General features: G+C 55.8%; 17 protein-coding genes. 11 read left to right on the forward strand and 6 right to left on the reverse strand.

Annotated features, from left to right (window positions below):
- The first annotated feature begins 27 nt into the window (after positions 1–27).
- Positions 28–552, forward strand: a complete 525-nt coding sequence (locus CA948_RS08805) for a DinB family protein (RefSeq protein WP_108727816.1) — start codon at positions 28–30, stop codon at positions 550–552.
- 177 nt (positions 553–729) lie between these two features.
- Here CA948_RS08805 and fauA read toward each other — a convergent pair whose 3' ends face one another.
- The 3 genes from fauA to CA948_RS08820 form a co-directional block, all read right to left on the reverse strand.
- On the reverse strand, positions 730–2,925 hold the full coding sequence (fauA, locus tag CA948_RS08810) for a TonB-dependent alcaligin siderophore receptor FauA (protein ID WP_094197420.1): 2,196 nt from the start codon (positions 2,923–2,925) through the stop codon (positions 730–732).
- A gap of 116 nt (positions 2,926–3,041) precedes the next feature.
- Positions 3,042–4,217 (reverse strand): multidrug effflux MFS transporter, encoded by a 1,176-nt coding sequence (locus CA948_RS08815; protein WP_108728738.1) that lies wholly within the window; start codon positions 4,215–4,217, stop codon positions 3,042–3,044.
- 165 nt (positions 4,218–4,382) lie between these two features.
- Positions 4,383–5,327, reverse strand: a complete 945-nt coding sequence (locus CA948_RS08820) for a helix-turn-helix transcriptional regulator (protein ID WP_159086129.1) — start codon at positions 5,325–5,327, stop codon at positions 4,383–4,385.
- 355 nt (positions 5,328–5,682) lie between these two features.
- Here CA948_RS08820 and CA948_RS08825 point away from each other — a divergent pair, with 355 nt between their 5' ends.
- From CA948_RS08825 to CA948_RS08855, 6 genes are all read left to right on the forward strand, one after another.
- Positions 5,683–5,952 carry a hypothetical protein gene (locus CA948_RS08825; protein ID WP_108727818.1) on the forward strand — a complete coding sequence of 90 codons (270 nt, stop codon included), beginning with the start codon at positions 5,683–5,685 and terminating at the stop codon, positions 5,950–5,952.
- 124 nt (positions 5,953–6,076) lie between these two features.
- Positions 6,077–9,169: a formate dehydrogenase-N subunit alpha gene (gene fdnG / locus CA948_RS08830; RefSeq protein WP_108727819.1), complete on the forward strand. Its 3,093-nt coding sequence runs from the start codon at positions 6,077–6,079 to the stop codon at positions 9,167–9,169.
- Entirely contained in the window at positions 9,166–10,080 is a 915-nt protein-coding gene (fdxH, locus tag CA948_RS08835) for a formate dehydrogenase subunit beta (RefSeq protein WP_108727820.1), read from the forward strand. Before fdnG ends, fdxH begins: the two co-directional genes overlap by 4 nt.
- A complete protein-coding gene (locus CA948_RS08840) occupies positions 10,064–10,717 on the forward strand; it encodes a formate dehydrogenase subunit gamma (RefSeq protein ID WP_108727821.1) in 654 nt (217 codons plus the stop codon). The genes fdxH and CA948_RS08840 overlap by 17 nt, the downstream gene beginning before the upstream one ends.
- Positions 10,714–11,622: a formate dehydrogenase accessory protein FdhE gene (fdhE, locus tag CA948_RS08845; protein WP_108727822.1), complete on the forward strand. Its 909-nt coding sequence runs from the start codon at positions 10,714–10,716 to the stop codon at positions 11,620–11,622. Before CA948_RS08840 ends, fdhE begins: the two co-directional genes overlap by 4 nt.
- 303 nt (positions 11,623–11,925) lie before the next feature.
- A complete protein-coding gene (locus tag CA948_RS08855; protein WP_108727823.1) occupies positions 11,926–12,831 on the forward strand; it encodes an alpha/beta hydrolase in 906 nt (301 codons plus the stop codon).
- Positions 12,832–13,027: 196 nt separating this feature from the next.
- On the opposite strand, the gene CA948_RS08860 is transcribed toward CA948_RS08855, so the two are convergent.
- Together CA948_RS08860 and putA are read right to left on the reverse strand one after the other, a co-directional pair.
- Positions 13,028–14,503 carry an NAD-dependent succinate-semialdehyde dehydrogenase gene (locus tag CA948_RS08860; protein ID WP_108727824.1) on the reverse strand — a complete coding sequence of 492 codons (1,476 nt, stop codon included), beginning with the start codon at positions 14,501–14,503 and terminating at the stop codon, positions 13,028–13,030.
- Between the two features lie 110 nt (positions 14,504–14,613).
- A complete protein-coding gene (putA, locus tag CA948_RS08865) occupies positions 14,614–18,399 on the reverse strand; it encodes a trifunctional transcriptional regulator/proline dehydrogenase/L-glutamate gamma-semialdehyde dehydrogenase (RefSeq protein WP_108727825.1) in 3,786 nt (1,261 codons plus the stop codon).
- 117 nt (positions 18,400–18,516) lie between these two features.
- Between putA and CA948_RS08870 the strand changes: the two genes are divergently transcribed.
- On the forward strand, positions 18,517–19,002 hold the full coding sequence (locus CA948_RS08870) for an Lrp/AsnC ligand binding domain-containing protein (protein WP_094197427.1): 486 nt from the start codon (positions 18,517–18,519) through the stop codon (positions 19,000–19,002).
- Between the two features lie 128 nt (positions 19,003–19,130).
- Here the strand turns inward: CA948_RS08870 and CA948_RS08875 are convergent, their stop codons facing one another.
- Complete coding sequence (locus tag CA948_RS08875) at positions 19,131–19,718, reverse strand: helix-turn-helix domain-containing protein (protein ID WP_094197428.1); 588 nt, start codon at positions 19,716–19,718, stop codon at positions 19,131–19,133.
- 139 nt (positions 19,719–19,857) lie between these two features.
- Here CA948_RS08875 and lhpI point away from each other — a divergent pair, with 139 nt between their 5' ends.
- The 3 genes from lhpI (at position 19,858) to dbpA (ending at position 23,805) form a co-directional block, all read left to right on the forward strand.
- Entirely contained in the window at positions 19,858–20,820 is a 963-nt protein-coding gene (gene lhpI / locus CA948_RS08880; protein ID WP_108727826.1) for a bifunctional Delta(1)-pyrroline-2-carboxylate/Delta(1)-piperideine-2-carboxylate reductase, read from the forward strand.
- Positions 20,821–20,856: 36 nt separating this feature from the next.
- A complete protein-coding gene (locus tag CA948_RS08885; protein WP_094197429.1) occupies positions 20,857–22,149 on the forward strand; it encodes an MFS transporter in 1,293 nt (430 codons plus the stop codon).
- Between the two features lie 255 nt (positions 22,150–22,404).
- Positions 22,405–23,805 carry an ATP-dependent RNA helicase DbpA gene (gene dbpA, locus CA948_RS08890; RefSeq protein WP_094197430.1) on the forward strand — a complete coding sequence of 467 codons (1,401 nt, stop codon included), beginning with the start codon at positions 22,405–22,407 and terminating at the stop codon, positions 23,803–23,805.
- Positions 23,806–23,820 lie beyond the last annotated feature (15 nt).

The raw sequence follows: 23,820 nt of genomic DNA on the forward strand, positions 1-23,820 counted from the left end.
GCCTCATCTTGCCGGATACTGCTCTTTATGACACCTCAAACTGCCATCCGCATGGCTGACTACAACAGCCAAATGAACCGCCGTCTTTATCAGGCCGCCGCTCGCTTGCCCCCAGAGAAGCAGCATCAAGAGTGCGGCGCCTTCTTTGGCTCCTTGTTCAAGACGATGATGCACATTGCAGTGGGGGATACGATCTGGCTGCACCGCTTTGCCCAACATCCTGATGCCCTCAGCTTGCGCGAAGAAATGGAGGTATTTGCCAAGCCACGTACACTGGATCAGCAGTTATTCGACACCTTGGCGGAACTGGATCCGTACCGTCGCAAACTGGATCTGATTATTATTGCTTGGGCGGCCACACTGACACCCGAGCAACTGGGCCAAACGCTACGCTATAACAATATGGCGGGCCAGAGCATGGAGAAGGATGTTGCGCTTTTGGTGACGCACTTTTTTAATCACCAGACTCACCATCGTGGTCAGGCCAGCACCTTGTTGTATCAAGCGGGTGTCGATATTGGGGTGACTGATTTAATGGCCTTGGTATCCTGAATGTTGTAGCCCGCAGGCCTCAAGGCAGACGGACAGCGCCACGCTTGCCGCTCCAGGACCACAAGATTTTTGCGTCTGAGATAACGCCGCTCAGGTCTCCGCTTCCAATGAAAAAAGCCTGCTTGTCCTTGCCAAGCAGGCTTTTGTATCAGGCAAGCCTGTCTGCTCACTCCACCCTTAATACTGCGCCCGCAAGGACAGCATCACGTTTTGCGGAGCACCGTACCAGCCCTGGTTATAAAAACCGATCTGCGAGTAGTACTTTTTGTCGAACAGGTTGTTCACGTTCAAGGTGGCCGAGACGCGCTTGTTGAAGTCATAACTTGCCATCAGATTCACGATGGCATAGCTGCCCTGCTCAACATTCACCACTTTGCGGCCTGGTGCCGTGGCGTTCTGATACATGCGATTTTGCCAATCAATGCCGCCGCCCACAGTCAGCCCTTGCCAATCCCCTGACAAGCGATAGGTGGTATAGAGCTTGAACAAGGTACGTGGCTTGCTGGTATTGATGGGCTTGCCTTTCGCATCCTTGGCGGTAAAGGTCGTCAAACTCGTGGCCAGATTCCAGCCAGGCATCAGTTCTCCGCCCAACTCCAGCTCCACCCCTTCTACTTTGGCCCCCGACACCGGGCGGTAAGCAGGCGTATTAGGTGGTGCACCAATCACATTATTACCTGTGGCTTCCGCCAAATTGTCCTGCCGTGTCTGGAACAGGGACAACGCACCATTGAGCCGGCCATCCATCCATGCCGCTTTCAAGCCCAACTCATAGCTTTTACCGGTAATCGGTGCCAGAATCGCACCCTGTTCGTTGCGGGCGTTCTGCGGCTTGAATATCTCGGTATAGCTGGCGTAAGCGGTATAGGTATCGTCAAAGTCATAGATCAGGCCGGCATAGGGGATGAACTCGTTACGATGGCGATACTGACGCTTGGAACCAAAGTAGGTCTGATCAGTTTCCCAGTTGCTCAGCCGCCCCCCCACCATCAAGCGCAAACTATCGCTCAAGGCAAAGCGGCCAACGGCATAGGCGCCGGACTGTTTGTTATCCGTATCATCTGCCTGGGATGGCTCACTGGACCAGTTCGGCTCCGGCTCTCGGCCTGGCTGATAGAAGCTGGCCGCCGCAGCCAATGGGGGTACGGCCCGATACTGCGGGAAAGATACGCGATCCTGGGACATCATCCAGCCCACCGAAAACTCGTGCTCTTTGCCAAACAAGGTAAATGGCCCGGACAAGGACGCATTCAATGCCTTGCGGCGTACATCGCCTTCGTAATAAGAGTACGAGTTCGATGTACCCAGCCCTGTTTCCCGATCCGGATACCCACCCCGAAACAGGTTTTTCATGAAGGCATCGGTGTAGGACTGGTTATAGGTCAAGCGCAAGCTCAAGTTATTCTTGAACTGGTGGCTCAAATCCACAAAACCCGTTGTCGTATTGTTCTCGACGCGTGACCAGTTTGTATTGTTGGAAATCGAACGCTTGAAATCCGTACGAGAGCCATCGCTATAGAACAGCGGAAAACCACTGCCAAAACCATTATTGGAGCTGGACTGATAGGCAACACCCCCCGTCAACTCCATGCCAGGCATCAAGTCAGCCGTGACCACGCCATACAATGTACGGGTTTTAGTATCCTGCAAATCGGTATAGCTATTGGCCTTGCCATAAGCTCCTACAATACGGCCACGGATACGCCCATCTTCCGTAATCGGGGTAGACACATCTGCGTATCCACGCGCAAAGTCCCAGCTTCCGACACTGATCCCCCCCGATGCGGCAAAGTCCCGCAAAGGACGTTTACGTACATAATTGACGGCTGCCGAAGGATTACCGGCCCCCGTCATCAAACCGGTCGCGCCGCGCACCACTTCAACCCGATCAAAAACGACCAGGTCCAGGTTGCTTTCACCAAAGGCCCAGGGCGACAAAACTGGCTGCGTCAAACCATCAAACTGATAGTTGTCGATACCAAAACCACGCGAGGAAAAGGAATAACGGTTGGTATCGCTGCGTGTCACAGATATACCCGGCGCGCTCTGCAAGGCATCCGCCGTCGTCTGCATGCCGCGATCATCCATCATTTTTCGGGTGACCACACTGACCGATTGCGGCGTCTCCTTGATAGAAAGAGACAGCCCCGTCGCCGTGCTCATGGCCTTGGTGGTGTAAGACGGATCGGTTTCCGTCACGCCTGGGTCTCGATTGCCCTTGATCGTAATGGTGGACAGTTCTACAGGCGTATCAGCCACGGAATCCTGCGCCCAGGCCGGGCTGCTGGCAGCAACCAGCAACATGGCAGAACGAGTGACAGGGACAAGCAAGCGCAATCTTGAACGGGCATAGCAGGTTGAAACAGCAGGCATGAGCAAGGATCTCAGAACAGGTTTTAGATGCGAACAATTATCATCTACAGAGTTTGCATGAGCGTATCCCTAAACGCAAAAACCCTATTCCAAATATCAGTCCTGCCGCTTTCCTTCTAGGAGGGGCATCGATCCGCGCGCAGTTGCAGCCAAAACCAGCTAACGGCACTGAGCAAGACGCAGATCAGCATGGCGGCTGACATCCGCAGAGGCTGGCCGTAGACCCACGGCACCAGCCAACCGCTGACCAGCGAAAACGTACTCATCTGGCAAAAGCCCAATAAGGAGGCCGCCAACCCGGCCCGACTGGGAACTTGGGCCAAAATACGCATGGTCACCACCGGCATCAACATAGCCAGACCTGCGGTGAAAAAGGCGGGGAGCAACACGGCCCACGGCAAGGCAGGATGCCAGGCGCTGGCCAGATACCCGGTATAGACAAGGCAACTGGCCAGCATCAAGCCATAGGCGCAGCGAATAATCGTGATGTCTCCCCAATGTCGCACAAGATGGGCAGAGGCCAAAGCCCCCAACATGGCCCCGACCACCAAAGGCACAAACAACACGGCAAAGGCGGTTTCAGGCAAGTTCAAAGTATGAGAAATGAAATCCGGAGCAGCGCCGATCAGAAAGGCCTGAGCCCCAATCAGCAAACTTAAAGCCACACTCATGCCCATAAAAGGCACATCGCCCAGTAATTGCCCAATATCGCTACGCAACTGGCGCCAGGCCAAAGGCTGACGCTTACTGCTGGGCAAGGTTTCAGGCAAGCGACGCAGGCACAAGTAGCACGCCGCAGCGGCCAGGGCGGCCAGCATCCAGAACACAGCGCGCCAACCCAAAAGCGCAATCAATTGACCACCCACAATCGGGGCCAGCGCGGGCGAGACATTAAAGACCACGACGATATAAGACAGAGTCCGTTGCGCCTGTTCACCTTGATAGCAATCACGCACCATGGCCTGGCCAATCACCAAACCCGCTCCGGCCGACAAGCCTTGCAGTACCCGAGCAGCCAAGAGCCAATCCATGCTGGGCGCCAAGGCCGCCATCACCGAGCCAGTGATATACACCGCCAGGGACGCCACAATCACAGGTTTGCGCCCCCAGGCATCGGACAAAGTGCCATGCAGCAGCAACATCGCTGCATAGGCAGACATATACACACCCAAGGTCTGCTGCACGCTTTCGGGGGGTACCTGAAACTCGCGCTCCAACGCGCTGAAAGCAGGTAAATAGGCGTCAATAGTGGCAGGTGCAACGCAGGCCAGCAGGCCCAGAATCAACACCATCAAGGGATACGGGGGAAGCGAGGAAGGCAACACAGCTCTGTCTGAAATAAGAAAACAAACCCGCATAGGGGAGGTCTTTTTCAGGATGGACCAGGCTCGCCAGAGTGGGGAATGGCAAACGCCTAAAAAGCTTTGAACAATGACAGAGCTGGCCGCCCGGCCACCTCAATTCAATTCACTGGGCGCAATCCCGTAGCGCTCACGAAAGGCTGTGGCAAAGTTGGTGGCGTGGCGATAGCCCACAAAATGAGCCGCCTGCTGTACGCTCCAGCCTTGCGCCAGATAATCACGTGCCAACTCCAGACGACGCTCACGTAACCAGCCAAACACAGAACACTGGTAGGTTGCCTGAAACTTCACCCGCAAGGTGCTCGGGCTCATGCAGGCCAGCTTGGCCAGATCCGCCAAAGTATGATCGTCACCCGGCGCGTTGTACAAACGTTCACGCACACGCTCCAGTAGCTGTCGGTCACGGGCCGTGGCCGGCGACTCTTTAGCAGGCTTTGGAGCCAATCCGTCCAGCGCATGAGCCAGCATTTGCAGGCTGACACCTTCCAGCAGCAAATCGTACGTCGTCCCCTGCCAGGGGCTGTCTATCAACTGTTCGAGCGTGTTGAGCAAATGCGGCGGGACCGTCCACTTCTGCATGCACAGTCCGGATGGGCCCATCAGTTTGGACAGGGTGTCGCCCAAGCGCGAGTCGCCCACGCTTTCCGCTGAACGCAAAGAGAGGTTAATACAGCGCAAACGTTGCCCGGCCGGGTGTATCCCAGTCAACGCGACCGATTCGCTATGCGCAATACTGACACCACTTTGCGCGACCAGGCTCAGTTGATTCTGACTGGCCAGGCGGGCTTGCGCGCGGCCTTGCAGCATCACAATGGCAGAGAACTGCGGCGCGCTGACGGAACTGGATTCGTAGTGATGGTGCGTGACGATATCTGACAGCACCAGCTTGATGCCCGGCCTGACCTCGTGTTCCTGCACACGCCCCTCGGCAATGCAAAGCTGCTCCCTCTCCCGATCTGGGCCAACATAGTGAGGCAAACAATAGTGAAAGCCTGCCGGACGACCGAGTCGGTCAAAGTCCGATACTGTGAATCTGATCATAGGAATAGAGAGAAAAAACGATGTCAGCCTGGCGGATACGGGCTCAAGGCACTCGGGCCGATGGGAACAGAACATCCGACACAATGCAACTGAGAATAACATACATTCTCAATTATATGGCACCTCTAAAGAATTCAAAGAGTACGGCAATGCCTTGAATTAACGGAGTTTTATGTTGACCTCATCGTGCCAGAGTCTGCTCTTGCATCAAAATCGACACACAGAATCGCTACAATTTTGCATCTGTGCTGCACCTATTCTTTTTGCTGTTGATCACCTAGCAAAATGCAATCAGCTAAAACAATCGGGGCATAAGCCCTTTTTTCATCACACCAATGGGTCCACATTTCCAAGCATGATTTTCCGCTCGACACCCCGCCTTAAATCAACGATTGGCCTGATTATTTTTTCTAGTCTGGCTGGTTTTTTCTGGTGGCTATTTTACGAGCGCTACTACCGCTATAAAGACTGCATAGAAACGGCTGCCTCCAGTTGCCTGAACGCGCAGGGAGACAACCTGATCGGCGCAGGTATGGTCTGGGCTTTGCCCGCCTTTATCTTTAGCGGCATCGCTGTGTACTACCTGTGGCGAGTCATTGGCCGCTGCTGTGCGAATAAACCTTAAACGCTATCCGCTTTAAAAACGACAGTATCAGCACAGCAAAAGCAGTTTATACACAGACTGCTATAATCCGGCCCGGCAATTAGCGATCCTTTTGCCAACACATTTTCTGCAAGAAGAACCTTTCATGAATACCAACGTACCAAGTTTTGGTCGGCGTCAGTTTCTCAAAATTCTTGGTGCTGGGGCAGCTGCGCTGTCAGCGACCGCGATGGGACTTTCGACAGCCGCCGCTCAAGTTCCCGCCGCCGTCCGGCCCTACAAACTCCTTCGATCCAAAGAGACACGCAACAACTGTACATACTGTTCAGTGGGCTGCGGCATCCTCATGTATTCCATGGGCGATGGCTCCAAAAACGCGAAACCGCGCATCTTCCATATTGAAGGCGACCCGGACCATCCGGTCAGCCGTGGCTCGCTCTGTCCCAAAGGCGCTGGCCTGCTGGACATGATTCACTCCAAGAATCGCCTGCTGCACCCCGAATACCGAGCCCCGGGCTCCAAAGAATGGGTCAAGATCAGTTGGAGCGAAGCCACCAAGCGCATCGCCCGTTTGCTCAAAGATGACCGTGACGCCAACTTCATTGCCAAGAACGAAAAAGGCCAGGTGGTGAACCGCTGGCTATCCTCGGGCTTTCTGGCTTCCTCGGCCGCGTCCAACGAAACCGGCCTGCTGGACTTCAAATTTACCCGTGCCTTAGGCATGCTGGGTATCGACTGTCAGGCGCGACTCTGTCACGCCCCGACCGTGTCAGCCCTGGCCCCCAGCTTTGGGCGCGGTGCCATGACCAACCACTGGGTGGACATCAAGAACGCCAACGTGGTGATTGTGATGGGCGGCAACCCTGCCGAAGCCCATCCGGTCGGCTTCAAATGGGTGATTGAGGCCAAAATCAAGAACAAGGCCAAGGTCATTGTGGTGGACCCACGCTTTAACCGTACAGCCGCTGTTGCCGATATCTTCTCGCCCATCCGCGCCGGCTCGGACACCGCCTTTTTGATGGGCATGGTGCGCTGGCTGCTGGAGAACGACAAGATTCAGCACGAGTACGTGCGCGCCTACACCAATGCCTGCCTGATTGTGCGTGACGACTTCGCCTTTGACGAAGGCATGTTCTCCGGCTTCGATCCGAAAACCAAGATCTACGACAAGTCCTCCTGGACCTACGCGCTAGACGAGAACGGCGAAGTGATGCGCGACAACAGCATGACGCATCCACGCTCCGTGCTGCAGTTGTTAAAAGCGCACGTGGACCGCTACACGCCCGAAGTCGTGGAAAACATTACCGGCGTCAAACAGGCCGACTTCCTGCAGATTGCCGAGGTTATTGGCTCCTGTTCGGCCAAGAACAAAACGCTGACCTGGCTATATGCGCTGGGCTGGACGCACCATACCGGGGGCGCACAGATCATTCGTGGCGCCGCCATGATTCAGCTCTTGCTAGGCAATATCGGCATGGCCGGGGGCGGCGTGAACGCCTTGCGCGGTCACTCCAATATCCAGGGCTATACCGACCTGGGTCTGCTGTCCTTGCGCTTGCCAGGTTATATGAACCTGCCCTCGGACAATCAGCAGACACTGGCACAGTACCTGGAAGAAACCACGCCCAAAGACGTATTGCCCGGTCAGGTGAATTACTGGAAAAACACACCCAAGTTCTTCATCTCTTTGCTCAAGAACCTGTACGGCAAGCACGCCACGCCCGCTAACGATTTCGCTTTTGATCTGCTGCCCAAATGGGATCGCAGCTACGACATGCTGGCCTACTTCGACATGATGTATGAAGGCAAGGTCAACGGGTACTTCGCACAAGGTTTTAACCCGCTGGCCGCGATGCCGGACAAGAACAAGACGTCCAAGGCCCTGTCCAAGCTGAAGTTCCTGGTTATTGTGGACCCACTGGTCACCGAGACCTCGAACTTCTGGCGCAATGAAGGTCAGTTCAACGACATCAAGACAGAAGAAGTCATGACAGAGGTGTTCCGCCTGCCGTCGAACTGTTTTGCTGAAGAGGACGGTTCCATCGTGAACTCGGGCCGCTGGTTGCAATGGCACTATGCCGGCCAGCAACCTCCCGGTCTGGCCCGTCATGACCCCAACATCCTGGGCGACATCATGATGGAACTGCGTCGCCTGTACGAAGAAGAAGGTGGTGCCTGTCCCGAACAAGTCCTGAACATGACCTGGGACGCCGACACCTATCACGACCCGCATTTCCCGCATCCGGAAGAAGTGGCCAAAGAGGCCAATGGCTATGCACTGGCTGATGTTTTCGACGAGAACGGCACGCAGATTCTACGCAAGGGCCAGTTGCTGGATAGCTTTGCGCAATTGCGCGATGACGGCACGACACAAAGCTACTGCTGGGTATTTACCGGTTCCTGGACCGAGAAAGGCAACCAGATGGCTAATCGGGACAACACCGATACGGGCTTGGGCAACACCCCTGGCTGGGCATGGGCCTGGCCTGCCAACCGACGCATTTTGTACAACCGCGCCTCTATGGATGAAATGGGCAGACCCTGGGATGAGCATCGCCAGATTTTGCATTGGGACGGCCAGCAATGGACCGGGGCGGATGTTCCGGACTTCCCGGCCAACCTGCCTCCTGGTAGCCCAGCAGCGCCGTTCATTATGCTGCCCGAAGGGCTGGGCCGCCTGTTCTCGGAAAAAGGTATTAATGACGGCCCCTTCCCCGAACACTACGAGCCGGTAGAAAGCCCCATTGCGAAAAACCCGCTACACGAAAACGTAACGCATAACCCGACCGCACGGATTCTTTCCAATGACGCCGAGCGCATGGGCAATCGTCACGATTACCCGTATGTAGCCACCACCTACTCCATTACCGAATTGTTCCGCCACTGGACCAAGCACTCTTATCTGAATGCCATGTTGCAGCCTGAACAGTTCGTGGAAATTGGCGAACAACTGGCGGCTGAAAAAGACATCCGCCACGGCGACACCGTCAAAGTCACAACCAAGCGCGGTTACATCACCGCCAAGGCGGTGGTGACCAAACGCATGCGCACCCTGACCGTTGCCGGCCAGCAGGTGCAGCAAATTGGTATCCCCTGCCACTGGGGCTTTGAAGGTGAAACCCGCAAGGGCTTTCTGGCCAATACGCTGTCCCCCGGCGTTGGCGATGCCAATACGCAAACACCGGAGTTCAAAGCCTTTCTGGTCAATGTCGAAAAAATGAAGGGAGCCACGGCATGAATTCGCAAAACATAGTACGCCGTTCGGCCACCAACTCGGTCACACCAGCCCCACAGGTGCGTGATCACCAGATGGAAGTGGCCAAGCTGATTGACGTGTCCATCTGCATTGGCTGCAAAGCTTGCCAGGTCGCCTGCAATGAATGGAACGATTTGCGCGGCCAGGTGGAAGAAAACGTCGGCGTGTACGACAACCCCAGCGACCTTAGCCCCGACAGTTGGACCTTGATGCGCTTTACCGAGCACGAGGACGAAGCAGGCAAGCTGGAATGGCTGATCCGCAAGGACGGCTGCATGCACTGCGAAGACCCTGGCTGTCTGAAAGCCTGCCCGGTTCCCGGCGCGATTGTTCAATATGCCAATGGTATTGTGGATTTTCAGTCCGACCTGTGTGTGGGCTGCGGTTATTGCGTGGCCGGCTGTCCTTTCGATGTGCCCCGTATTTCCAAGAAAGACCATAAAGCCTACAAGTGCACCCTGTGTTCGGACCGCGTTACCGTGGGCCAGGCTCCTGCTTGCGCCAAAACCTGCCCGACCGGCGCCATTGCGTTTGGCTCAAAACAGGAAATGAAGGATCTGGCCCTGAGTCGTATTGAGGACTTGAACGAGCGCGGCTATGAAAACGCCGGTCTGTACGATCCTCAAGGTGTTGGTGGCACCCATGTCATGTACGTGCTGCAACACGCGGACGATCCGCAGCGCTACGCGGGCCTGCCCAAAGACCCGCAGATCAGCTCTGTGGTGGATGGCTGGAAAGACGTACTCAAACCTGCTGCTGCCGTAGCTGGTGCGGTGGCGGTGGCCGGTATGGCAGCCCACTTCATCGGTGTGGGCCCCAACAGCGTGGACGAGGACGAAGAACACGAGCACGACAAGGCAACGCAAGGAGACGATCATGAACAAGAAAAGTAATCTTGTGCTGCGCACCCCATTCCGTGAGCGGCTATGTCATTGGGCCGTTGTGCTCTGCTTTTTCCTGGCTGCCACCTCGGGGCTATCCTGGTTCTACCCCTCTTTTTCCTGGTTAAGTTCCTTTCTGGGCACCCCGCAATTGGCACGCGTTCTGCATCCCTTTTTAGGGATCGCAGTTTTCGTTGGCCTTGGCTATATGTTCACCCGCTTCGTAAAGTACAACCTGCCCGCCAAAACCGATCTGATCTGGTTTCGTAACGTCAAAGGCGTGATCCTGAACAACGCCAAGCAGCCATTGAAAATCGGCAAATACAATGCCGGTCAAAAAGTACTGTTCTGGCTGATCATGCTGTCTATCGTCACGCTGCTGATATCGGGCCTGATCATGTGGCGCGCGTACTTTGCCGAGTTCTTCTCCATTCCCGTTCTGCGTCTGGCCATCCTGATCCACTCCGTGGCTGGGATTGGGCTGATCTTGCTGATTCTGGGCCATATTTATCTGGCCATCTGGGTGCGCGGCTCCATCACCGGCATGGTGACAGGCTATGTTTCCAAAGCCTGGATACGTCATCATCACGATCGCTGGCATGAAGAGCTGCAAGCGACCAAGAAAGACGTGAAGGAAGGCAAGGCATGAACGAAGTTCCTGTCCGTCGTTCCGTTCCATCGGAAGAGTCCACCCGGCACTTTGACCCCATCCTGCGGCCTGAATTGCATGAGCTGTACACCGCCCGCGCGGCCCGTTTGCGCGAACTGGCTACAGGCCATGAGCTGGAGGCCTATCTGCTTTTGGCCGCCGATGTCGCTCAGGCTCAGGCTCAGGCTCAGGCTCAGGCTCAGGCTCAGGCTCAGGCAACAGTTTCACCTGAAAGCCGTTCCAATGCCGTGGCCGTTGATCCTGTAGAGATCGCTCGCCAAGGTACATGGGTAACGCATCTGGATACCATGCTGGACCAGCTTATCCCTGGTGCTTCACCAGCAATTACCCCACATCTGGATGCCCTGCGCGCCATGAGCACCCAGGCACGTCTGGATGCAGGTCTGGCCCTGGCCCAACACCAATTCCATTCCGTATCCCAGGCCCTGGCTCCTTTTTTGTGGGCGGCTTTTTCTCTGGACGTGGCTTTGGCAGCACGGACAGTGCCTTTGCCTGTGGCCAGCAGTGAAGAGTCCCCCAGTTGCCCGGTTTGTGGCAGTGCCCCTGTCGCCAGCCTGATCTATAAGGGCACCAGACAAGGTCTGCGCTATTTGCACTGCTCCTTGTGCGAGAGCCAATGGCATATGGTTCGCGCCAAATGCACCAACTGCGCCGATGCGGGCGATCTGGACTACCTGAGCTTCGACTCCACCGAAGCCGTGGTGCGTGCGGAAAGCTGCGGTCACTGCCACAGCTATCTGAAGGTGATCTCACAGGAACGCGAACCCAATGCAGAAAGTGTCGCGGATGACTTGGCGACGCTGGTACTGGATGATGCAGCAAGCGCAGAAGGTTATGGCCGCACCGGCCTGAACCCCTTTGCATTGCCTGATCAAGCCCTGTAAAGAAAAGCCCGGATTGGCAGCATGCGGATCCGGGCTTTTTTTCACACCTGTTTCACTACCCGCTTCAATCTCTGCACCAGGCACACTCTGTGCTCTGCGCTTCTCGCTGCATGATCAAAAGCAGTCGACAACCCCCTATTACAGACAGGCAAACTCTTCATCGCCCACAATGAGCAATGAACGATTGATCATTCGCCCCTCATCATAGAGATACGATTTGTTGTCCGGGTATTGGTTTTCTGAGATATCACAGGCCCTATAATCAAGAATGATTCCTGTTTAGCTTTCTGCAATCTGACCTTGATGAAAACCTCCTTACCCCGCTTTCTGCTCAGTGCCGCTACGCTCTGCCTGGCCTGCACGCTGCCCGCCCAAGCCCAACAAACTACCCGCCCCTGGAACGAATCAGTGGGCCCCACCATCGTGGATCAGCAACAAAGCCTATACCGCTTCGAGACGCTGATCATGTCCTCGGAAGACGGCAAGCGGCACTACAAAATACAGATAGGCACCCCGAACCGCCCCGCTCCCGCACGCGGTCATCCGGTGATTTATATGGTCGATGGCAATGCCGCCATGGCCAGTATTGATGTGGACGACCTGAAAGCCATCAGCAGCCTGTCTGCGCCGGTACTGGTCGCCATTGGCTACGACACCGAAGCGCGTCACGATGTGATTGCCCGCTCCTTCGACTACACGCCTCCGGTCACGGAGAACGGCGTCAGCAAGTCGGTGGAAGTACGGGGTCGTTTAGGGGGCGGCGCCGATATTTTTCTGGACTATATAGAAACACACATCAAGCCTGCAGTAGAAACGCGCGAGCCTATTGATCGCTCCCGCCAGACGCTGTGGGGCCACTCTTATGGTGGCCTGTTTACCTTGCATACCCTATTTACCCACCCTGATCTGTACCAGCGGTACGTGGCGGGCGATCCTTCACTGTGGTGGTACGACGGAATTCTGGTCAAGACGGCTCAGACCTTTGATACAAGGCGGGCCAAGGACAAGCAGATCGCCATCATGGTCGGCGGACAGCGCCGCAGTACATCCATGAGCAATGCTGCGGCACAATGGTCCACACAGGATATGGCCAAGCATTTGCAAGAGGCCGGGCTGAACGTCAGCTACGAGAACTTCAGCGAGCTGAACCACGGGCAGATGCTGGCCGCCTCCTTGAAACCCGCCCTGCGAATTGCGGCCCAACCGTGATGCCTTCGAACCGAAAGCATCACCACTGAGCACCACATCAGTGCCCTGCCCTCAAGGGCGCTGAGCCGCCCCCACAAAGCCGCCATCGGGCAAGGTCAATACATTGAAAGGCGCCGGTTCAACCTCCGGCCCCTTAGTATGAATGCCATCAATAATGGCGCCTTGTTGCGGCGCTGTGCGCGACAGGGATCGCTCCCTATAGTTGCTGGCACAGGTACTTGATTTCCAGGTACTCGTCGAGACCGTAGCGTGAACCTTCGCGGCCCAGGCCAGATTGTTTGATGCCCCCAAATGGGGCTACTTCGTTAGAGATCAGACCGGTGTTTACACCAACCATGCCGTACTCCAAGGCCTCACCCATCCGCCAGACTCGCGCGTTGTCCCGGGTGAACAGGTAGGCGGCCAAGCCATATTCGGTATCGTTGGCCATGGCAATGGCCTGTTCTTCAGTGTCAAAGCGGAACAATGGAGCCACTGGGCCGAATAACTCTTCACGGGCCACACGCATGGCTGAGCTCGCCTCCCCCAAGACCGTGGGCAAGAAGTAGGTCCCGCCTAAGGGGTGGGGTTTACCGCCTAGCAGAACGCGGGCCCCGTGTTCAAGGGCATCCTCAATCAGCTCACTCAGATGATCGACGGCTTTTTGCTCGATTAATGGGCCTTGTTCTACCCCCTCATCCATCCCGTTGCCCACTTTCAGAGTGGCAACACGTTCGCTTAAGCCTTTGGCAAAACGATCATAAATACCGTCCTGCACCAGAAAACGGTTAGCACATACACAAGTCTGACCACTGTTGCGGTATTTAGAGGCTATCGCTCCCTCAATGGCGGCATCCAGATCGGCATCATCAAAGACGATGAACGGCGCGTTGCCACCCAACTCTAACGACAGACGTTTGATGGTAGGAGCACATTGCGCCATCAGCAAACGACCCACTTCGGTCGAGCCGGTAAACGATAGCTTGCGCACAATGGGACTTTCCGTCAACGCAGCCCCCACCACGCTGGACGAGCCTGTGACCAGTTGGAATACACCGGCAGGAATACCCACCTGCTCGGCCAGCGCCGCCAAGGCCAGGGCGGTCAGGGGAGTCAGGCTGGCGGGACGCACAATAATGCTGCAACCCGCAGCCAAAGCAGGCGCTACCTTGCGAGTAATCATGGCCGCAGGGAAGTTCCAGGGAGTAATGGCCGCACACACACCCACAGGCTGCTTGACCACCACAATGCGTTTGTCCGACTGGGGGTGTCCCATCACATCGCCGTATACGCGCTTGGCTTCTTCGCTGAACCACTCTACAAAGGAGGCGGCGTACAGCACTTCACCGCGCGCCTCCGCCCAGGGCTTGCCCTGCTCCAGGGTCATGATGGTGGCCAGGTCATCTGCATTGGCAACCATGGCATCGAACCAGGCGCGCAACAACTTGGCACGTTCGTGCCCACTGCGTGCCTGCCATTCGCGCTGAGCCACTTCAGCATCGCTGATGACCACTTCAACTTCTGCTTTAGCCAGGCTGGCGACATTGGCCAGGCACTGGCCCGTAGCAGGGTTCAGAACGGCAAAGGTATTGCCATCCGTTGCGCTGACCCAACCCCGAGCCGTCCAGGACTGATCGTTAGCCAGGCGGGGATTGTTCAGTTTATGAATCAATGATGCCGCTATAGTGTTCATTATGGTCGACCTATTTCTAAAATGATGAACCCGATCAAAAACATCAAGGTCAAACAATCGGAGCCTCAAAGAACTGAGGCTCCAGTTTACCTACAGAACATCCATATCGCTTAGGCCATCGTCATCAGGCTTGCATTCCCTCCAGCAGCAGCCGTATTAACGCTCAAGACTCGCTCCTGAACCAGTCGCTCCAACGCAATCGCATGGTCTCCTGGAGCTAATGCCGTAATACTGACAATCATTCCCTCTCGGGCCGCGATCCGTTGCTGCCAACGTTGCAATGAACTGGCCTGTCCGTGATGCAGCATGGCATCAATGTAGCAGCGCTCCAGATCATCAGACAGCGTAATGGCCGAACGCAGCAAGGCGGGCAAACGGGCATGTAGTCTCTGTGCCTGCTCATCATGCGCATCCCATACCATCTGACTGCCAACAGCCAACACGGCGCACAATTGCGCGATACGATCGCGCTCATTATCTGCCACGCCCAGCACGGCCTGACGAGGCACTAAGCGATAGGTATTGGACTCCCCCGTTGGCCCACGCAGCTCAAAGCGTTGGTTACTGAAAAACGTCATCGGAGTACGCGTTGGAGCCAGTTCCGGATGCTGATCCAACCAATTGGCCAAGGCTTGTCGCGCAGACTCCTGTGGGTTCCCTAAGAACTGGCCTGCCCCGTCTGTGCCGAAAGGCTGACTGAGCGCCTGTTCAGGCCGCTCAGCCAATAAGCGATACAGGTACAAAGGTCCACCTGCTTTGGGCCCTGTTCCCGACAAACCCTCTCCACCAAACGGCTGTACTCCCACGACCGCCCCCACCGTATTGCGATTGACATACATATTCCCCACATGGCTGCGCGCCACAACATAGTCAATCGTTTCATCAATACGGGTATGCAAACCCATGGTCAGACCATAGCCCTTGGCCCGGATCTGCTCCAGCACGGCATCCAGTTGATCACGGCGATAACGCAACAAGTGCAGTACCGGGCCAAATACCTCTTGCGTCAAATCGGACAGATCAGGCAGCTCAATCAAGGTCGGCGCAATAAAGGTGCCGTTAGCCGTTGTCAGCGTGCGGGCGGCCTCACCGCCCAGACTCAACTGATGGACGACATGACCCTTGGCACGCATTTTTGCAATATGGCGCTCAATCCCCTCTTGAGCCCGCTGATCAATCACCGGACCAATATCATTAGCCCACTCAATAGGATTGCCTACCCGCAATTGAGCCATCGCGCCCTGCAGCATGGTGATCAAACGATCTGCCGCTTCTTCTTGGACAAATAAAACCCGCAAAGCCGAACAACGCTGCCCGGCGCTATCGAAAGCCGATACGATCACATCCTGCACAACCTGCTCAGTCAATGCAGACGAATCGACAATCATGGCATTTTGCCCCCCCGTCTCCGCAATCAGAGGCACCGGTCCCCCATGCCGACCGATACGTTGGGCAACCGTCGCCTGCAAACCACGAGCCACTTCAGTTGAGCCAGTAAACATGACGCCTTGCACACGATCATCCGAAGTCAGCTGTGGCCCCACCACACTGCCCCGGCCAATCACCAGTTGCACAGCCTGGCGCGGCACACCCGCGTCCCACAAGATACGAACCGCTTGGGCGGCAATCAAGGAGGTCTGCTCCGCCGGCTTGGCCAACACCGTATTGCCCGCCGCCAGAGCAGCGGCCACCTGACCCGTGAAAATCGCCAAGGGGAAGTTCCAGGGGCTGATACACACTATTGGCCCTAGCGGTCGATGGCTGTGATTGGAAAACTGGACCTGTACTTGCTGGGCGTAATAACGCAGAAAATCCACCGCTTCACGGACCTCGGCAATCGCATTGGCATAGGTTTTACCCGCCTCGCGCACCAGTATTCCCATCAGAGGCTGCATTTGCGCCTCCATGCCATCAGCAGCCCGCAACAAAATTGCTGCACGCTCGGCAGGCTCGACCGTAGCCCATTGAGGAAAATACTGACTGGCCGTCTGCAAGGCCAATTCCACCTGCTGCGCTGTCGCACTGCATACCTGACCGAGCTGATCACGATGATCCGCTGGATTTACGATCGCCGTCACCACAGCTGCGGCCAAATCATCATGCGGCGTCTCCGTGCCCAACATGGCTTGCACCTGCATAGACGTGCTCGCTTCCTGCTGCAAGGTTTGCGAAAGCGTCTTTAACTGCTGCTCATCGGCTAGATTCAGTCCCCATGAGTTGGGGCGAGATGCACCATACAAATCGCGTGGCAAGGCAATGCCAGCATGCGGCAAGCCAAGCTGCCCCTCTTGCGCGGCCATTTGCTCGACCTGCAACACAGGATCACGCACCAGTTCGCCCAGCGCGATGCTCTCGTCCGCGACCTGATTCACAAACGACGTATTGGCCCCATTTTCCAGCAAGCGCCGCACCAGATACGCCAACAAAGTCTCATGCGTACCAACGGGCGCATAAATGCGGCAAGGTCGCCCCAGCTTGCCTTGCTCGGGGTGGCCCACCACCTGCTCGTACAAGGGTTCCCCCATCCCGTGCAAGCACTGGAACTCATACTGTCCCGAATGATACTGATCAGGCCCAGCCAACTCATAAATGCTAGCCAGTGTCTGAGCATTATGAGTGGCAAACTGGGGATAGATTTGCTCTGGTGCGGCCAGCAGTTTGCGTGCGCACGCGACATACGACAGATCAGTGTAGGGCTTACGCGTATAGACCGGATAACCTTCCAGGCCGTCTAACTGCGCCCGTTTGATTTCACTGTCCCAATACGCACCTTTGACCAGACGAACCATCAAACGCTGATTACTGCGACGGGCCAGATCAATGACATAGTCAATGACATACGGGCATCGCTTTTGGTAGGCCTGGATCACAAAGCCAATTCCTTTCCAGCCCCGCAAGTCTGGCTCGAAACAAAGCCGCTCCAACAGGTCCAGGGAAATCTCCAGGCGATCGGCCTCCTCGGCGTCAATATTCAGACCAATATCGTAGTGACATGCCAGACGGGCCAGCTTTAACACCAAGGGATACAACTCTTCGTGCACCCGGTCAATCTGGGCACGGCTGTAACGCGGATGCAAGGCAGATAACTTGATGGAAATCCCTGGGCCGTCATAAACGCCACGGCCATTAGAGGCCTTGCCAATGGCATGAATAGCCTGCTCGTAATCTTGCAGATAGCGTTGGGCATCGGCCGCCGTCAATGCCGCCTCACCGAGCATGTCGTAGGAATAACGAAAGCCCTTGGCCTCCAGGGAGCCTGCGTGTTGCAAGGCTGCCTGGATGGTTTCACCCGTCACAAACTGCTCGCCCATCATGCGCATTGCCATATCCACCCCTTTGCGAATCAGGGGTTCACCACCTTTGGCAATCAGGCGCCCCAGCGAGGCCGACATTCCAGTTTCGCTATAGGTGGATACCAGTTTGCCCGTCACCATCAAGCCCCACGCGGCGGCGTTGACAAAGATGGGCGTGCCTTTCTTGCCGACGTGTTGACGCCAATTGCCATGACTGATCTTGTCGCGAATCAAGGCATCGCGTGTTGCCGTATCAGGGATACGCAGCAAGGCCTCGGCCAGACACATCAGAGCAATGCCTTCCTGGGACGACAAGGAAAACTCCTGTAAGAGGCCCTGCACCAGTCCCGACTTGCCGGTGGCGGTTTTACGCTGTCGCAACGCTCCGGCAACCCGCAGTGCCAAAGCCTGCGCCCGGGTCGCCATCTCACCCGGTAAACGAGCCTGCTCCAACAGACTGGGCACAAGCTCGGTTTCTGGACGCAGCCAGGCCCGAGTAATGGCTTGCCGCAACGTGGATTGCTCCAACCAAGGCGTCAAAGCGGCAAAGGAGTGGACTGCAGCACGAACTGGCGACGCGCACGCACCTTGTTGTAGGACCATGAACTACCCCTGCAATAAATACGAAAGACAGATTGATGACAAATTTTTCGCTATTATTAAGGAATAAATGTAAAATTTCTCACTATATTCACATCGATCTATAGTGAAAAATAAATCATGAAAGACCAAGAGCACCAACTTGACAAGCAAGACCTGAAAATTCTGGACTTGCTCCAGCAAGACGGACGTATTGCCAACACAAAACTGGCCGAAGCCGTTGCCCTGTCTCCAACGGCAGCTCTGGCTCGGGTGCAACGTCTGACACGAGAAGGCTATATCCTGGGCTACGAGGCTCGGCTCAATCCGGCCAAGCTCAAGGCAGGGATGTTGGTGTTTGTTGAAGTATTGTTAGACCGCACCACGCCCAACGTATTTGAAGAGTTCAAGCTGGCGCTACAGGATCGACGCGAGGTCATGGAGTGCCATATGGTGGCTGGTGGCTTTGACTACCTGCTCAAAACCCGCCACGAAGATATGAGTGCGTACCGGGACTTTGCCGGTCGCGTGCTATGGAAACTACCCGGTATCCGAGAAACCCGCACCTTTGCCGTCATGGAAGAGGTCAAAAGCTCTATGGCCCTGGATTTAAGCCGGATCTGGTAACTGAGATAGTTCTTTAGGGGCGCCGTCCGCGCCCATCTTACCGTCGAGCCAAGCCGTCCTGCGCGATGCCAAGCGCAACGCTGGGGCGGCCCGACCTTGCCATTGTTACCTGCTGATCGGCCAGCGCGTCACTCACCCAAGGAGGGATGTGAACTTACCCACAGCACGGTGGCGTCCTGCTCGCCACCAGAAATACAGGCATGTCCCATCGCGCTGTCAAAGTAACAGGAGTCTCCACTTTCCAGCTCCAGAGGCGCATAAAAATCCGTGTGTATCACCACCGTCCCTGTCAACACATAGATGAACTCCTCGCCATCATGCCGCAACAAGGTCTTAAAGGCCTTGGAGTCATGCGCCTTGATCGTCGTTACCAAGGGGATAAATTGCTTATCTGCAAGATCGCTATGCAAAATTTCATAACTGTACTGACGCGTATCGTGCACCACCCCTTCCCCCCGTCGAGACACGCTGCGTCTACCTAGGGGCGTGGGTTTGGAAGTGTGGCCAAACAGCTCGCCCACATGCACATCTAATCCTTGGGCCAGGGCAGCGATTTTTTCGTACGTCGGAGAGAGCTGCCCATTTTCAATCTTGGATAAGGCCGAGGCAGAAATCCCCGATCGCTCACTTAATTGTTGCAGGGTCAATTTGGCCTGACGGCGTAATTGATTCAGTTTGACGGCCAATACATTGACGGGATCATCAGGGGGGGTCATGGCAGTTTTTAAGGCTTCCTGGATGCACTACCTATGGAAAACCCTTAAAGAGGATTTTCCGATATGGCAATATTATTTCGTATAAGAAATTTTTTTCTCAAAATTACAGGCATGCGCCTGTACGTTGATGGTAGATCACATGCAAATCCTGGATCAAGCTCAAACTGAGCACTCCATGCCTTTCGATCGTCTTTTTGATGCGATCGAATCCATGTTCATTGAAGGCTGCAACGTGCCTTTACGGCATAACCACGCCATTGAAAACTCCGGTCACGCAACCGGCACCCTGCTGCTGATGCCCGCCTGGCAAGCCGGTAAACATCTGGGCCTGAAAACCGTGTCCATTTTCCCGGACAATAACACTCAGGGCCTGCCTGGCCTGCACTCAACCTATACCCTGTTTGATGCGACTACAGGCAAACCACTGGCGGCCTTGAACGGCGATGTCATCACCTCCCGTCGTACCGCTGCCGCCTCGGCCCTGGCTGCACGCTGGCTCAGCCGCCCAGACTCGCAAACACTGCTGGTCGTTGGCGCAGGTCGGATTGCCAGCCTGCTGGCCGATGCCTATCGCACCGTCCGCCCCATCCGCACGGTCTTGGTCTGGGATCGGAATGCCGACAATGCTCTCGCCTTGGTCGAACGGCTAAACCGCGATGGCTTTGACGCTCATCATGTGCGTGAGCTGGAAAGCGCTGCACGACAAGCTGACATCATTACCTGCGCCACCCTGGCCACCGAACCGCTGATTAAAGGCGAATGGCTGCAAGCTGGCACTCACCTGGATCTGATCGGTAGCTTCATGCCCACCATGCGCGAGAGCGATGATGCCTGCTTTACACGCGCCACCGTTTTTGTTGATACCGATGAAGCAGCGATGAAATCGGGCGACATTCTGGAACCCATCAAATCCGGAAAATTCGATCCGGCTGACATTACCGCCACGCTGGAAGATCTGTGCCAGGGCCGACACCCTGGCCGCCAGAGTGCCGACGAAATCACACTGTTCAAAGCCGTTGGCACAGCCTTGGAAGACCTGGCTGCCGCGACACTGGCTTATGACCTTTGGCAAGAACAATCCTCTACTTTTACACCGGGCTGATTGGCTCAACGCGAACCAATAACAAGGAAACCCCTCATGACGGCAAACGTCACCCCTCCCGCACAACGTGCCTCCGCCAAGCGCGTTCTTCTGGCTAGCCTGACAGGCAGTTCTATTGAATGGTTTGATTATTTTCTGTACGGCACAACCGCCGCACTCGTTTTTAACAAGCTGTTTTTCCCTACCTTCGACCCTGTCGTCGGTTTAATGCTGGCCTACCTCTCCTTTGCCCTGACCTTCTTCATTCGTCCCTTGGGCGGTTTGATCTTTGCCCATATTGGGGACCGAATCGGACGCAAGAAAACCCTGGTCATCACCTTATCCATGATGGGCGGGGCTACCGTTCTGATTGGACTGCTGCCTGGCTACGATACGATCGGCGTCTGGGCCCCCATTTTGCTGGTGCTGCTGCGTCTGATTCAAGGTTTGGGGATTGGTGGAGAATGGGGCGGAGCCTTGTTACTAGCCTATGAGTATGCGGCGCCGAACCGACGCGGGCTGTTTGGTAGCGTTCCGCAGATGGGAGTGACCATTGGCATGCTGCTGGCCACCTTGGCCATGACCTTGATGAGCCTGCTGCCCGATGAGCAGTTCATGAGCTGGGGCTGGCGCATCCCCTTCCTGGCAAGCGCCGGACTGGTTTTTCTTGGCCTATGGGTACGTAATGGCATTGATGAGACACCGGACTTTCAAAAAGCCAAGCAGGAGGGTCAAGTCGCCAAAATGCCATTGGTTGAAACCTTGCGAGACCATTGGCGTGAAGTGCTGATCGCCATCGGTGCCAAGATTGTGGAAACGGCGCCATTTTATTTGTTCTCGACCTTTGTAGTCAGCTACGCCACCAGCAGCACATTGCAGTACGAACGTTTTGATGTTCTTAACGCGGTGACCGTCGCCACGCTGGTCACCACCTTCTGCATTCCACTGATGGGACTGCTGTCTGACTATATCGGCCGCGTCAAAGTATTTATTGCTGGGGCAGTAGCCATGGCCTTGTTTGCCGTCCCTTACTTCCTGCTGCTTGACCAACGTTCTACCACATCCCTGATGATTGCTACGGTTGTTGCCCTGGGTCTGATCTGGGCACCGATCACCGCCGTGCTGGGCACCATGTTTTCGGAGATTTTCGCCACACGTGTCCGCTATACCGGCATTACCCTGGGTTATCAAATCGGTGCCGCCTTGGCCGGTGGGACAGCACCACTGATCGCAACATGGCTCATGAGTCGTTACGACGGCTCCTGGGTGCCTGTCGCGGTCTACATTATCGTTGCCGCGCTCATCTCGATTGCTGCCGTGTCAGCCGTACGAGTCCGCAAACCAGAATAAGCCAACAACAAGCGGGTTCGCCACGCTTTCCCAGACCGCCGATAAACCCCAGGTTCGATAACTTGGGGTTTATTTTTTTGTGCGCCAAGCCAAGCAATCAGACCGTCGATCACAGCAGCATGATCTGCTCCTGGCAGACTCTCCTGCGCTGGGCTGCAGATGCCACACAGTGATCCGAGCAACAACATTAAGATGCCGCACACCAGGCGATACCGGTAAACTGTCGCTAAATCCTTTATTTTGCAGTTCTTTTTGATGTCACCCATCGTGCCCCATACCTCTTTCAGTACCCTTCCCCTTTTGCCCGCCTTGCTTGAAACCCTGGATAGCCTGGGTTTTGAAAAAATGACGGCCATTCAGGAACAGAGCCTGCCGCTGATTCTGCAAGGCCGCGACCTGATTGCCCAAGCCAAGACCGGCAGCGGCAAAACCGCCGCATTTGGCCTGGGTCTGTTGCAAACCCTCAACCCCAGCAAACTGACGCCACAAGCCCTGGTAATCTGCCCCACGCGCGAACTGGCCGATCAGGTCACGACCGAACTGCGTCGTCTGGCCCGCCAGATTCCTAACGTGCGTATGCTGACGCTGTGCGGTGGGGTTCCCTCGCGCCCGCAAACAGAAGCCTTGCGCAACGGTGCTCACGTAGTGGTGGGCACACCGGGCCGCATCCAGGACCACCTAGAGCGCGGCAACCTGGACTTGTCCGCCCTGAAAACCCTGGTACTGGACGAAGCCGACCGTATGGTGGACATGGGCTTTCACGATGACATCGTGGCCATTGCCTCGCACTGCCCGCCCCGTCGTCAAACCCTGCTGTTCTCGGCCACCTACCCGGAAAACATTCGCAAGCTCAGCGCCCGCTTTCTGCATAACCCCGCCGAAGTCAAAGTGGAAGCCCTGCACGATGCCAGCCAGATCGAACAGATTTTTTACGAAGTTCACCCCGAGCAGCGTTTGTCTGCTGTGGTGACCCTGCTGGAGCATTTCCGCCCCTGCTCGACCCTGGTTTTCTGCAACACCAAGATGCGTTGCCAGGAAGTCGTCGAAGAGCTGCAATCCGAAGGTATCCAGGCTCTGGCCTTGACCGGTGATCTTGAGCAGCGTGATCGCGACGAAATTCTGGTGCAGTTCTCCAACCAGAGCTGCGCTGTGCTGGTCGCCACCGACGTGGCCTCGCGCGGTCTGGATATTCAGAATCTGGGGGCTGTCATCAACGTAGACGTCACCAAAGACAGCGAAGTGCATATCCACCGCATTGGCCGTGTTGGTCGTGGTGATCAAAAAGGCCTGGCCTTGAATCTGGTCTCGCGCAACGAGCTGCGCTGGGTCAAGCTGATTGAAGACTTCCAGGGCCGTGAAGTGAAATGGGGCAATCTGAAAGCCTTGCGATCTCAATCAAAAGAACCCTTGCGCGCACCCATGATGACACTGGAAATTCAGGGTGGCAAAAAAGACAAGCTGCGCCCCGGCGACCTGCTCGGTGCCTTGACGCGTGATGTCGGTCTGAAAGGGGATCAGGTCGGCAAGATTGCCATTACCGACGCCCGCTCCTACGTGGCCCTGGATCGTGGAATTGCCCGTCAATTCTTTGACCGTATTTCCAACGCCAACATCAAAGGTCGCCGCTTCCGTATGCGCTTTGTGGAAGACAAATAAGGCCTGCCTTGCTGA

Source organism: Alcaligenes aquatilis (assembly GCF_003076515.1).
In the GTDB taxonomy this organism is placed as follows: Bacteria; Pseudomonadota; Gammaproteobacteria; order Burkholderiales; family Burkholderiaceae_B; genus Alcaligenes; species Alcaligenes aquatilis.

Coding starts and splice junctions, on each gene's coding strand:
- CA948_RS08805 (WP_108727816.1), top strand. CDS start 28: ATGACACCTCAAACTGCCATCCGCATGGCTGACTACAACAGCCAAATG.
- dbpA (WP_094197430.1), top strand. CDS start 22,405: ATGTCACCCATCGTGCCCCATACCTCTTTCAGTACCCTTCCCCTTTTG.
- fdxH (WP_108727820.1), top strand. CDS start 9,166: ATGAATTCGCAAAACATAGTACGCCGTTCGGCCACCAACTCGGTCACA.
- fdhE (WP_108727822.1), top strand. CDS start 10,714: ATGAACGAAGTTCCTGTCCGTCGTTCCGTTCCATCGGAAGAGTCCACC.
- lhpI (WP_108727826.1), top strand. CDS start 19,858: ATGCAAATCCTGGATCAAGCTCAAACTGAGCACTCCATGCCTTTCGAT.
- fdnG (WP_108727819.1), top strand. CDS start 6,077: ATGAATACCAACGTACCAAGTTTTGGTCGGCGTCAGTTTCTCAAAATT.
- CA948_RS08820 (WP_159086129.1), bottom strand. CDS start 5,327: ATGATCAGATTCACAGTATCGGACTTTGACCGACTCGGTCGTCCGGCA.
- CA948_RS08875 (WP_094197428.1), bottom strand. CDS start 19,718: ATGACCCCCCCTGATGATCCCGTCAATGTATTGGCCGTCAAACTGAAT.
- fauA (WP_094197420.1), bottom strand. CDS start 2,925: ATGCCTGCTGTTTCAACCTGCTATGCCCGTTCAAGATTGCGCTTGCTT.
- CA948_RS08840 (WP_108727821.1), top strand. CDS start 10,064: ATGAACAAGAAAAGTAATCTTGTGCTGCGCACCCCATTCCGTGAGCGG.
- CA948_RS08885 (WP_094197429.1), top strand. CDS start 20,857: ATGACGGCAAACGTCACCCCTCCCGCACAACGTGCCTCCGCCAAGCGC.
- CA948_RS08855 (WP_108727823.1), top strand. CDS start 11,926: ATGAAAACCTCCTTACCCCGCTTTCTGCTCAGTGCCGCTACGCTCTGC.
- putA (WP_108727825.1), bottom strand. CDS start 18,399: ATGGTCCTACAACAAGGTGCGTGCGCGTCGCCAGTTCGTGCTGCAGTC.
- CA948_RS08860 (WP_108727824.1), bottom strand. CDS start 14,503: ATGAACACTATAGCGGCATCATTGATTCATAAACTGAACAATCCCCGC.
- CA948_RS08870 (WP_094197427.1), top strand. CDS start 18,517: ATGAAAGACCAAGAGCACCAACTTGACAAGCAAGACCTGAAAATTCTG.
- CA948_RS08825 (WP_108727818.1), top strand. CDS start 5,683: ATGATTTTCCGCTCGACACCCCGCCTTAAATCAACGATTGGCCTGATT.
- CA948_RS08815 (WP_108728738.1), bottom strand. CDS start 4,217: ATGGTGTTGATTCTGGGCCTGCTGGCCTGCGTTGCACCTGCCACTATT.